This is a genomic window from Psychrobacillus sp. L4 (assembly GCF_042944905.1).
Lineage (GTDB): Bacteria > Bacillota > Bacilli > Bacillales_A > Planococcaceae > Psychrobacillus.
Genome location: NZ_CP168496.1, coordinates 1,491,069 through 1,503,709, shown reverse-complemented (window position 1 = coordinate 1,503,709; position 12,641 = coordinate 1,491,069). Strand labels below are relative to the sequence as shown.

Here is a 12,641-nt window from a genome sequence, read left to right as displayed (position 1 = left end):
ATAAGTTTATCATGAAGTACTCAGAATCACTATGTTTTATCCCTATTTTTTCATGAAGTTCAGACCTTTGACGGAATTACCTCGTCACAATATATTCAGAATATCATTATGTATAGATTCTTTTAAACAAAAATGAAGTCGCTACTGATAACAATAGCGACTTCGGATTATGATAATATTTAAACTGGAAGGTGAAACCTCCTACTGCTTACTAAGCGCTGTTCAGTCGAAGTAACCTAAATTCATCACAATAATGAAAACACATTTTCAAAAGTCTAAAGTTATTTCGACCTTTTTTCTACTAATAATTTCAAAGCAGTTCGATCTTCACCTGAAATAACAATATCTGTGAAAGCAGGTGAACACGTCAAATCAGTTCCACTAGGTGCAACAAATCCTCTTGCAATTGCAATTGCTTTTATCGCTTGATTTAATGCCCCTGCTCCTACTGCTTGCATCTCTGCATACCCTTGTTCTCTTATTACTGCAACTAATGCACCTGCAACTGAATTTGGGTTGGAACGAGAAGATACTTTTAAAGAATCCACTATCATTTCTCCTTTTATCGCTAGATTATGAACTTGCTTTCGTCCATAATATAACTTATGCAAAGAGGAATTTTTTTAGACTCTTTTACCCTTTAAACGGGTAATCATCATTTATATAAACACGTTCTTGATGTATAGCTTTTCCCGTAGAATCATTTACTTCTACAAAAAATCCACTCAATACGGAACGCCCAGTTTTTGGAACTTCAAAACGAGTGGGCATATTCGTTTGGAAACGATATAAAACATCTTCTTTTTTCATACCTAAAACTTCATCGTAAGGACCAGTCATTCCAACATCTGTAATATATGCTGTTCCTCCTGGCAAAATCCGTGAATCAACTGTCTGAACATGTGTATGCGTTCCTACCACAACAGATGCTTTACCATCTAAATGCCAACCAAATGCGATTTTTTCACTTGTTGCTTCCGCGTGAAAATCTACAAAGATGATGGGAGATATTTTTTTTGCTTCTTCCACTAACTCCGTTGCTTTCTTAAAAGGGTCGTCATGTGGAGGTAAAAAAGTTCTACCATGCATATTGATAACGGAAATAGTTTGCCCATTTTTCGAAATGGTCGTCATTCCTTTACCAGGAGCTTCTTCCGAAAAATTTGCAGGACGGATTAAATAATCTGTGTCATCAATAAAATCCATAATTTCTTTCTGATCCCAAGTATGATTACCCATTGTTACAACATCGACACCCATATGTAATAATGATTGGAAAATACTTTTTGTAATCCCTCTCCCTGCCGCAGCGTTTTCTCCATTTGCAATAACTACATCCGGCGCATATTTCCTTTTTAATCTTGGCAAATAACTCTCCAAAGTATCTCTTCCTATAGATCCAACAATGTCACCTATAAATAATATTTTCATTTTTTACTCCAATCCTTTCACGAAAAAAAGGCTTCTTAACGAAGCCTTTTTCTATTATTTTGCGTATTCTACCGCTCTAGTTTCTCTAATAACCGTTACTTTAATATGACCAGGATAATCTAGTTCTTCTTCAATTCGTTTACGGATATCTCTTGCCAAACGATGCGCAGTTAAATCATCAATTTGGTCAGGACGAACCATAATACGAATCTCTCTTCCTGCTTGAATTGCGAAAGATTTTTCAACGCCTTCGTACGATTCTGAAATTTCTTCTAGTTTCTCCAAACGACGAATGTAGTTTTCTAGTGTTTCACTTCTAGCCCCAGGACGAGCAGCAGACAGTGCATCTGCTGCTGCTACTAATACGGCGATAACGGAAGTAGCTTCCGTGTCGCCATGGTGAGAAGCAATACTGTTAATCACGACAGGATGCTCTTTGTACTTTGTTGCTAGTTCTACACCAATTTCTACATGACTTCCTTCCACTTCATGGTCAATTGCTTTCCCAATATCGTGAAGTAAACCCGCGCGTCTAGCAAGTGTTACATCTTCTCCGAGCTCTGCTGCGAGTAATCCAGCTAAAAATGCTACTTCAGTAGAATGCTTTAACACATTTTGGCCGTAGCTTGTACGATAGCGGAGTCTACCTAAAATCTTCATGAGGTCTGGATGTAGATTGTGAATACCAATGTCAAATGTTGTTTGTTCACCAATCTCGCGGATTTGCTCATCCACTTCTCTTCTAGACTTTTCTACCATTTCTTCAATACGTGCAGGGTGAATACGTCCATCTTGTACTAATTTTTCAAGTGCTAAACGGGCAGTCTCTCTACGTATAGGGTCAAATCCTGATAGAATAACAGCTTCTGGCGTATCATCAATAATTAAATCAATGCCTGTTAAAGTTTCTAACGTACGAATGTTACGACCTTCACGACCAATGATGCGACCTTTCATCTCATCATTTGGTAGATTAACAACGGAAACAGTTGTTTCTGCTACATGATCTGCTGCAAAACGTTGTAATGCCAAGGAAAGAATTTCACGAGATTTTTTGTCTGACTCTTCCTTTGCACGAGTTTCCGACTCTTTTGTCATTACAGCTATGTCAGTTGCAAGCTCATTCTCTACTTCTTGAAGAATAATCGACTTCGCTTCTTCACGTGTTAATGTAGAAACTCTTTCAAGTTCGCTTTTTTGCATTCCAACTAGCTCGTCCACTTTACTTTCCTTCTGTTCGATATGCTGTTGCCTTTCGGTTAGAGCATCTTCTTTACGCTCAAGACCTACTTCTCTCTTGTTTAGAGCATCATCCTTACGATCAAGATTCTCTTCTCTTTGTACTAACCGATTTTCCTGTTTTTGCAGTTCCATACGGCGTTCACGGATGTCAGATTCGGCTTCATTTCGTAATTGGTGAGTTTCATCTTTGGCTTCTAACAGTGCTTCTTTCTTCAAAGCTTCTGCTTCTCGCTTTGCTTCATCTAAGATGAGTGCTGAAGATTGTTTTGCACCGGTCACTTTTGAATCGTTCACTTTTTTCAGATAATTATAACTAACAAGAGCACCGACAAACAGACCAAGCAAAGCGGAGATGATAATTTCTAACATTCGAACACCCCCCTATTGCTATACTTTTTAAAGTTTCAATCGGCACATATATACAATCGCATATATGTATTGCCTATTCATCTTTTATTAAAGAAATTATACAATTTTAATTGTATAGATGTAGAAATACTCTGTCAAGGAAACGAAAGGAATATACAAAAAAAATCTCCCAATAATTGAGAGACTTTTCAATATTTTATTCTTCCGTTAATAATAATTCAAATTCTTCATCATCTTCTACCTCATGTGCAGCAATTGTTAAGGAACTAGCAGTCATTCCCATAGATTCACGTATTTTAGCAGCTATTTCATTCTTCGCTGTTGGATTCTCTTTTAGGAATTGTTTCGCATTTTCTCTACCTTGACCAATGCGTTCTTCATTGTACGCATACCAAGAACCACTTTTTTGTACAATATCCATATCTGAGCCTATATCGATAATTTCTCCTTCTTGAGAAATTCCTTCACCATACATAATATCTACTTCTGCAGTTTTAAATGGAGGTGCTACTTTGTTTTTTACTACTTTAATCTTTGTTTTATTGCCTACAATATCAGTTCCTTGTTTAATCGCTTCTGCACGTCTAACTTCTAAACGTACCGAACTATAGAACTTAAGTGCACGTCCACCTGGTGTTACTTCTGGATTTCCAAACATTACACCTACTTTCTCACGAATTTGATTTATGAAAATAGCAATAGTGTTTGATTTGTTAATAGCACCAGAAAGCTTGCGTAATGCTTGTGACATTAAACGAGCTTGAAGGCCAATATGTGAATCTCCCATTTCTCCTTCGATTTCTGCTTTCGGTACTAAAGCAGCAACAGAGTCAATTACTAAAATTTCCACAGCACCACTTCGTACTAATGCTTCTGCAATTTCAAGTGCTTGCTCTCCTGTATCAGGTTGAGACAAAAGTAACTCATCAATATTTACGCCTAGTTTTTGTGCATAAACTGGATCTAATGCATGCTCTGCATCAATAAAAGCTGCTTGCCCACCAGTTTTTTGTATTTCTGCAATTGCATGAAGAGCTACAGTAGTTTTACCTGAACTTTCTGGACCATATATTTCAATAATACGACCTCTTGGATAACCACCTATTCCTAATGCTGCATCAAGTGCTAAAGAACCACTAGAAGAAGTAGAAATTTCTCTATCTGTCTTTTCCCCAAGTCTCATAATTGAACCTTTACCAAATTGTTTCTCTATTTGTTTTAAAGCCATTTCTAAAGCTGCTTTACGATCATTTGCCAACTGTTTTTCCTCCTCAAAAGAAAGTCTGATTTTATTTCTATCTCTACTATACTAGGTACAAAGGAAATACACAAGAAAAAAGCGAACGTTTATTCGTTATTTTTTCCATCAATTTCATTTTGGAAGCTAAAAACAGCCCAAAATTCAATTTTGAACCGTTTTTGATGCTGAAAATTCTATTTTGATAGAGCGATCATGTTAAATTGTTTTATATCCTTGTTCACTTAGTAACTGGATTAAATAATGGATGGTAAACTTCACAGCTCTCAATCTGTTGGTGTTTCTCATTCCTGAAAGGTTTAGCATGTATGAAACAGGGGCCAAATCGTTCAATACAATGCCTATCCAAACAGTACCAGCAGGCTGTCCACCGTGTGCATCTGGACCAGCTGCACCTGTAATACCAATCCCAATGTTCGTTCCAAACTTTTCTTTAATACGCATCGCCATGGCTTCAGCACATTCACTAGATACAACACCATATTCGGTAATAACTTGTTTTTTAACTCCCAGTTTCTCCACTTTTATATCTTCAGTGTAAGTTATCATACCACCCACTAATACGGCTCCCATTCCAGGAATTGATGCAAGCTCTGATTGAAATAATCCTGCAGTCATACTTTCCGCAGCAGAAATAGTTAAATGATTTTCGCTTAATATTTCCTGCAGCTTAGAGGCAAGAGAGTCATTGTTATACCCATACACGAATTTTCCTACTCGATTAAAAATCTCATTTTGAAGCACTTCAATTTTTCCCCATGCCTCTTCCTCTGTATTACTTTTAGCAGTAAGTCGTAACGTAACTTCGCCATCTGATGCAAGTGGTGCTAATGTTGGATTCAATTGATTTTCCAATAAGTCCTGCACTTTTGTTTCGAGTTCGGCTTCGCCAATTCCATAAAAACGCATAACATGCGATAAAATGATTGTTTCTCCATTTAACATTTTTTGAAGTAGCGGCTTCGCTTCAAATTGGAACATTGGCTCCATTTCTTTGGGGGGGCCTGGTAGTAGCATATAAGAGTGTTTATCTACTATCAGCAACATTCCAGGTGCCATTCCATGGTTATTTTGTAATACAGTACAACCTTCTAATACCAATGCTTGTTTTTTATTGTTTTCAGTCATTTCACGATTCATTTTTTTGAAGAACTCTTCAATGTATTCTAAGGCTTGTTCGTTCATGATTAATTTTTTATTCAAGTGGTTAGCGATCGTTTCTTTTGTTAAATCATCTTTAGTTGGACCTAATCCACCAGTGAAAATGATTAAATCTGCTCGTTGTTCTGCGAGTTTAATGGTTTCTAATAATCGTTTGGAATTATCGCCTACTACTGTGTGATAATACACATCAATCCCATGCTCGGCTAATTGAGAAGAAATAAATCGTGCATTTGTATTGGAAATTTGCCCTAATAATAATTCTGAACCAACTGCAATAATCTCTGCTTTCATCTACTCAATCTTCCTTCCTACTTCGAATCCAATAACACTTTACGGTTTAAATAGAAGTAATCAAAGCCAGACCATAAAGTAAATGCGAGACATACATATAACATAATCATGTCAAAAGGGATGGAGAACATCTCAAAGAAAACATTTCCTAATAACAACGAAGATATTGCAATGATTTGCGTCCACATTTTTATTTTACCCAACATATTGGCAGCAACAACTTCGCCTTCGTTTGCAAGGATTAAGCGCAGTCCAGTAACTGCAAATTCGCGACTAATTATTAAGATCACTACCCAAGCAGGAGCAATTCCAAACTGAACTAATAGGATGAGTGCAGCTGAAACAAGTAATTTATCTGCTAGTGGATCTAAAAATTTCCCCATATTCGTTACTAAATTATATTTTCGAGCATAATAGCCATCAATAAAATCCGTAATCGAAGCAATGATGAAAATAATAGCTCCAATTAACTGTCCTATAGGGATAGTTGCACCAAGAAAACTTATATTTCCCCAGTTAAAATCTACAAGCATAAAAAACATAAAAATGGGGATTAAAAAAATACGAAACATCGAAATTTGATTGGGAACATTCATTTTCATCTGCAGTAAGCTCCTTTCATTTTTCAAACAAAATAGCCATCTTATAGATGACTATTTGTTGAACTGTATTACTAAATTTTGAGTGGTCTTAGTTGTTGGAAATTCGACTAATTGCTCATTTATATATACCATATTACCAGGTGTATGACCCACTCGAACACGAATTCGTGATAAAGCACTTGCATCAAACTCAAATGTTTCACCAGCATTAACCTGTTTGTCCACTAAAATTTTATTGTCTTGGTCTCTAATGTTTAACCAAGTATTATTAGCGACTACCACTTTCAGATCATATTTTTCTGCATCGGTTAAATCATAAGTAGAAGTTGGCCCTTGCGTTTCAACAAATGTTAACTGTTGCGCAGGCTTCGGTTCTTCTATTACTACTTCTTTCTGAGGTTTTTCTTCTTCAACAGGTGCAACTGTATTATTTTGTTCCGGTTGAGGTTTTATATCCATTGTTAAATCATTGCCTGAGTCCACTTGTACAGGATCGTTTTTCGGAGACTTTTGAAATAAAAACCATAAAATAACGATAATTGCGATAACAAATAGGACTACGATAATCATTGGAAAAACTTCCATGAACTTATTAGACGAACGACCGCTTAATGACCTTCTAGTAGGCGTTTGTGGAATATTTTTGGAAACATCCTCATTCGATGGAGTAGGAATTTCTGTTTTATACATTTCTAAAAGCTCGTCTCCATTTAAACCAACTGCTTCTGCATATTGTTTTATAAAAGCACGCACATAGAAAGAACCCGGCATCGTTTCATAGTTGCCTTCTTCTATTCCTGTCAAATATCTTTTTTGGATTTTTGTGATTTCTTGTAAATCATCAATACTATATCCTTTTACTTTTCTCGCTTCTTTTAAGCGAGACCCAAGTTCTGTCAACTAAAACACCTACCCGTTAAAAATTAAATCCACCAAATCCGCCAAATCCACTTGTACCTTTGTCGGACATTCCGTGGTTTTTCTCCATCATCTCATACGTAAATTCTTCTTCTGGACTATGACGAAGTTCAATTATATAGTCAAAATCATCAATCGAATACTCGGAATGTTGGATAAACATGTCCGGGTGCTCTACAACTTTAATAGTAGGCATTCGCATCATTTCTCTTACTAACATCTGATGCTTTTCATCATTTGAATTTCTTGTCACAATACCATCTAATATAAAAATATTGCGATCACTAAACTCATCGCCCGCAAGCTGACTTCTAATTGTTTGCTTAATCATTGTGGATGAAAGAAATATCCACTTCTTATTTGCACATACACTTGCAGCAACAACTGATTCTGTTTTACCTACACGCGGCATTCCTCTAATCCCGATTAACTTATGGCCTTCTTGTTTAAATATTTCCGCCATAAAATCTACTAGCAAACCAAGTTCATCGCGAACAAAACGAAAGGTTTTTTTATCGTCGGCATCGCGTTGTATATATCTACCATGTCGAACAGCTAGACGATCTCTAAGCTTTGGTTCTCTAAACTTAGTTAATTGAATCGTTTCCATCGTAGAAGCAATATGCTCAAATCGTTCGATATTTTCTTTTTTTTCTGCTTTAATTAACATTCCACGACGACCTTCGTCCACACCATTAATCGTTACAATATTCACTCTAAGCATACCAAGTAAAGAAGCAATATCTCCAAGAAGTCCTGGACGATTTATCTGGATATCGTATTCAAAAAACCATTCACTTGCCATAGTATATCTGTCCTCTCTATTTAGATGACGTTATTCGCTCATTATAAGTTCTATCATATCTGATTTCCTAGATGAATAAAAGAAAAAAAGAAAAGAGCGGCAATAACTCTCTTTTCTTTCGTTAGATCAAACTCGCCTTGGCGTATTTTGACTAAATTTAGACGGCAATTAACGCCCGGCAGAATATAGTCAAATATACCATCCACCATTTACTCGGATAATTTGGCCTGTTATATAATTTGCTTTCCCACTAACCAAAAATACCACACTATTTGCAACATCTTCCGCAGATCCAAATACACCTGCTGGTATTTCCTCCAATAGTAGTTGACGTACTTTTAGTTCCACATGCTGGTTCATTTTTGTATCTATAAATCCTGGAGCAACCGCATTCACGGTAATTTTTTGCGAAGCCACTTCTTTCGCATATGCTTTTACAAATGCATGCTGTGCACCTTTTGCAGCAGAATATGCAACTTCATAGGATGCGCCAGTCTCTCCCCAAATGGAACCTACAAAAACAATCGAAGCATGTTCGTTTTTTCGAAGTTTCGGCGTCAATTGAGTAACTAAAAACATTGGATGCTCCACATGCACTTGAAATAGATGATGAATCTCCTCTAATGAGGTATCTTCCAATCCTTTATACAAACTATGTCCTTGAGCAAAAACAATCGACTGAATCGAAAAAATAGCTGAAGCTAATATCTCTACTGATGCTGCGTGACGCATATCTGCTTGTATGAGCATGAATTCCTGTTCTGGGTAAGATGCTTCTAAGTCTTGTAAAAGACGCTTTATACGTGCTTCATTGCTTGCAAAATGCAGGTACAATGACCAGCCAGCCTCTGCGAGTTGATAACTAATCGTATGGCCAATTTCACCTGATGCACCTACCACTAATGCAAACTTTTTACTCATCGTTCTTTTTCACATTTGGAATAATTTTAAACACAGTGTGCGTCTCTTCATTTTTTAACGATTCAAAAGCTTCCTTCACTTCTTCCATCGTTAAATTTTCCAAAGCAGGTACTACATCAAATAAATTCATATCATTAAACGAATACCGCGTGAATTGATTTGCAATATATTCAATAGAATTTAAAGCACGCATGAAAAATCCGATCTTTTTCCGTGTAATTCGTTTTAAATCTTCCTCTGAAAACTTCCACTCTTTTGAATTGTCTATAATGGTTTGTTTGACCGCATGAATAAGCATTTCAGGATTTATTGAATCGGAGCCAATCATCGTAAAACCATAACCATGTTCCATAGAGTAATCTGCTGAATACGATTCATCGATTAACCCTTTTTCATATACATCTTGATAAAAGGAGGAAGCTCTTCCGAAAATCATTTCTACTGCCACTTGCATAGAAAGTTCATAATTTAACATTTCTTTACCAGATATAGTTGTATTATTAGATTTAATCCCAAAAATAACTTTTGGTTTTTGTACATCCATTTGCAATGTTCTTTCGGAGATTGCCACAGCGCTTTGCTCATTTGGGAAAAAGCGTTTAATTTCTTGTGGTGGTTCGAATGACTTCGATGCTTGATCTTCCTTAATAAAAGTCATCATTTTTTCTGGATTCACTGCTCCCACAACAAATACAATCATATTTGAAGGGTGGTAAAACGTGTTATAGCATTCATACAAATGATCTGCAGTAATTTGTTTTATCGATTCAACAGTTCCTGCGATATCTATTTTTACTGGATTTTCTTTATACATATTCTCAATTGCACCAAAGTATAAACGCCAGTCTGGTTGGTCGTCATACATAGTGATTTCCTGGGCAATAATCCCTTTTTCTTTTTCAACAGTTTGTTCAGTAAAATATGGTTGTTGCACAAAATCAAGCAATACTTTCGTATTTTCTAATACAAGGTCTGTGGAAGAAAATAAATAGGCAGTTCTTGTAAAAGAAGTGAATGCATTAGCAGAAGCACCATTTTCACTAAACTTTTGAAATACATCCCCGTCTTCTTTTTCAAACATCTTATGCTCTAAAAAGTGAGCAATTCCATCTGGCACAATTACAGGTTCCTCTTTACCATGTGGTATAAATTCTCGGTCAATGGAACCATAATTCGTCGTGAATGTAACATAGGTTTTAGAGAATCCTTTTTTAGGTAAAATATATACATTTAAGCCATTAGGTAATTGCTCATGGTATAAAGTTTCTTCTAGTTGCTTAAAATAAGTTTCATTCATTGTTTGCACCGTCCTTACCAGATAGAAAATAGACAAATTCCTTCTCAATTTTAGAAGCCATCTGTTGTATTTGTTCCTTTGTCACGTTAGACCATTTTTCTACCCATTCTTCGACTGTAAAAGCTTCATTTAACTCTTTATATTGATCGTAAATATCAATTTGCGCTCTTGCCGAATCTAATGCTTCTTTTAGTTGATTCTTTAACATCGATTTTGTTTGGTTTATTTCTAAGTCCGAAATATCACCTTTTTGTATTGCTTTTATCTGCTCATCAATTAATTGAACTGCTTTTTCCTGTAAGTTCGAATCAATACCTGCTAACACAAAAATTAAACCATACAAAGAAGAATAATTACTGGATGCATAATAAGCCATACTTTCTTTTTCCCGGACATTCATGAATATTTTTGAATGAGCAAATCCACCTAATATACCATTGGTCATTTGCATAATTGGGTATTCTTCTGAATAAAAAGTAATTGGAGTATGATAGGCGATATGTAATTTCCCTTGTTTCATGTCTTGTATTTCATGTAAATAATTTGTTTCATTTTTTCCTTGCTTGTTAACTACCTCCGCTGGTAGTTTCATCGTTCTATTCGAAAATGGGAAGTAGTTTTTCATTTTTTCTTTTATCTCGTCGACATTTACATCCCCAACTATATAAATAGATAGCTCATCTTCATGTAATAATTTTCCGTGCATTTCAATTAGTTGGTCATTTGTAATTGCTTGTACTTCTGCAACTGTCCCATTTGAAGAAATAGATGCAGGTTGATCGGGACGAATGTTTTCAAGTAAACGTTGCTGTGCATATCTTGTTTTATCATCATACATAGATTGAATCCGCTCAATCACTTGCTCCTTTTCACGTTTTACAATAGAATCTACAAACTTCCCATTCACTACAAGGGGTTTAAAGATAACTGTTGCAAGTAAAGAAAAGACTTCATCAACCACTTTTTCGTTCGATAAATAGGCATCATTCACCGTTTCTGCATTTAACGAAAAAATATGATTGTTCCCCTTTTTAGTTGTATCAAAATATAATGCCGCTCCATATAGGTCATCTAAGCGTTTACGAAAATCTGCATTCGACGGATACACTTCATTGCTATATTGAAGTATATTCGAAAGAACTGCTCGAATTGAGGCATCTTTTACTGTTATTGGCTGTTTCCATTTAAATGAAATATTAATTGTTTTAAATTGTTCTGTCGGTCGTACAAATAACTTAACACCATGTGCAAGTTCAAACTGCTGAAACATGTTGTTGTCCCCCTTTTTCTTTCTAGTTTAACTCTTTCTTCTATTCACTATACATGTTCAAGTGATTCCATGACAAACAAAAAGGAACCAAATGAATTTGGTCCCTAAAAGTTTTATCGTTTTCCTTTAATATATGGAACACCACTCGCTTTTGGTGCATGTGCTTTACCAATAAACCCTGCAACTGCCAAAATCGTTAATACATAAGGCAAAATATGCAAGAAGTAGCTTGGTATTTGATCGATATAAGGAATTTGACCACCAATAATACTTAGTGCTTGAGCGAAACCAAAGAATAATGCTGCTCCAAGTGCACCAAGTGGATGCCACTTACCAAAAATCATCGCAGCAAGTGCCATGAAACCTTGTCCATTAATAGTAGTATGACTGAATTCTCCAGAGATGGATTGAGAATATACTGCACCACCAATTCCAGCAAGAGCACCAGATAATATAACCGCTATATAACGCATTTTTGTTACATTTACTCCCATTGTATCAGCCGCCATTGGATGTTCACCAACAGCACGGAGACGTAAGCCAAATGGAGTTTTATATATGACAAACCAAGCTCCTATTGCTACTCCAATAGCTAAGATAGATGTAGAATATACATCTTTGAAAAACATCGGTCCAAGGACTGGAATGTCACTTAAAAGAGGAATATCAAATCGAATAAAACGTTCCTGAATGTAGTCTGTTTGACCTTTGCCAAAAATCAGTTTCACAGAAAATAATGCGACTGCAACACCAAGCATATTAATCGCTACCCCGGAGATTGTTTGATCTGCACGGAATGATATGGAAGCGACTGCATGCATTAAAGAAAATATTGCACATACAACCATTGCTGCAAGAAGTGAAACCCACGGAGTATAAGTTCCAAATACGTCGACGAACTTCAAGTTAAATAGTATGCCGATAAATGCACCCATTACCATTAAACCTTCTAGTCCAATATTAACAACACCTGATCGCTCAGAGAAAACCCCACCAATAGCTGTAAAGATAAGTGGTGCAGCATAAAAAATAGCTGCTGGAATGATGAAATATAGAACGTCTAAAAAGCTCAT

General features: G+C 36.1%; 12 protein-coding genes. All 12 read right to left on the bottom strand.

Features of this window, described 5'->3' with window-relative positions; translation table 11 throughout:
- Nucleotides 1-281: 281 nt before the first annotated feature.
- The 12 genes from ACEPXG_RS06990 to ACEPXG_RS06935 all read right to left on the bottom strand — a co-directional run bounded on the left by ACEPXG_RS06990 (nt 282) and on the right by ACEPXG_RS06935 (nt 12,641).
- Nucleotides 282-548: a stage V sporulation protein S gene (locus ACEPXG_RS06990; protein WP_093535025.1), complete on the bottom strand. Its 267-nt coding sequence runs from the start codon at nt 546-548 to the stop codon at nt 282-284.
- 85 nt (nt 549-633) lie between these two features.
- Entirely contained in the window at nt 634-1,431 is a 798-nt protein-coding gene (locus ACEPXG_RS06985) for a TIGR00282 family metallophosphoesterase (RefSeq protein WP_391208768.1), read from the bottom strand.
- Between the two features lie 54 nt (nt 1,432-1,485).
- Nucleotides 1,486-3,042, bottom strand: a complete 1,557-nt coding sequence (gene rny / locus ACEPXG_RS06980) for a ribonuclease Y (RefSeq protein ID WP_151699538.1) — start codon at nt 3,040-3,042, stop codon at nt 1,486-1,488.
- A 196-nt stretch (nt 3,043-3,238) separates the two neighbouring features.
- Nucleotides 3,239-4,270 carry a recombinase RecA gene (gene recA / locus ACEPXG_RS06975; RefSeq protein WP_391209822.1) on the bottom strand — a complete coding sequence of 344 codons (1,032 nt, stop codon included), beginning with the start codon at nt 4,268-4,270 and terminating at the stop codon, nt 3,239-3,241.
- Between the two features lie 228 nt (nt 4,271-4,498).
- Nucleotides 4,499-5,755, bottom strand: a complete 1,257-nt coding sequence (locus tag ACEPXG_RS06970) for a competence/damage-inducible protein A (protein WP_391208765.1) — start codon at nt 5,753-5,755, stop codon at nt 4,499-4,501.
- Nucleotides 5,756-5,772: 17 nt separating this feature from the next.
- Nucleotides 5,773-6,351, bottom strand: a complete 579-nt coding sequence (gene pgsA, locus ACEPXG_RS06965; protein WP_391209820.1) for a CDP-diacylglycerol--glycerol-3-phosphate 3-phosphatidyltransferase — start codon at nt 6,349-6,351, stop codon at nt 5,773-5,775.
- A 57-nt stretch (nt 6,352-6,408) separates the two neighbouring features.
- Nucleotides 6,409-7,257 (bottom strand): helix-turn-helix domain-containing protein, encoded by an 849-nt coding sequence (locus tag ACEPXG_RS06960; protein ID WP_391208763.1) that lies wholly within the window; start codon nt 7,255-7,257, stop codon nt 6,409-6,411.
- Nucleotides 7,258-7,273: 16 nt separating this feature from the next.
- Nucleotides 7,274-8,080 (bottom strand): DUF3388 domain-containing protein, encoded by an 807-nt coding sequence (locus tag ACEPXG_RS06955; protein WP_151699534.1) that lies wholly within the window; start codon nt 8,078-8,080, stop codon nt 7,274-7,276.
- A gap of 189 nt (nt 8,081-8,269) precedes the next feature.
- Nucleotides 8,270-9,001 (bottom strand): elongation factor P 5-aminopentanone reductase, encoded by a 732-nt coding sequence (ymfI, locus tag ACEPXG_RS06950; RefSeq protein ID WP_391208760.1) that lies wholly within the window; start codon nt 8,999-9,001, stop codon nt 8,270-8,272.
- Nucleotides 8,994-10,298 (bottom strand): EF-P 5-aminopentanol modification-associated protein YfmH, encoded by a 1,305-nt coding sequence (yfmH, locus tag ACEPXG_RS06945; RefSeq protein ID WP_391208758.1) that lies wholly within the window; start codon nt 10,296-10,298, stop codon nt 8,994-8,996. The genes ymfI and yfmH overlap by 8 nt, the downstream gene beginning before the upstream one ends.
- Complete coding sequence (gene yfmF, locus ACEPXG_RS06940; protein WP_391208756.1) at nt 10,291-11,568, bottom strand: EF-P 5-aminopentanol modification-associated protein YfmF; 1,278 nt, start codon at nt 11,566-11,568, stop codon at nt 10,291-10,293. Before yfmF ends, yfmH begins: the two co-directional genes overlap by 8 nt.
- 113 nt (nt 11,569-11,681) lie before the next feature.
- Entirely contained in the window at nt 11,682-12,641 is a 960-nt protein-coding gene (locus ACEPXG_RS06935) for an ABC transporter permease (RefSeq protein WP_391208754.1), read from the bottom strand.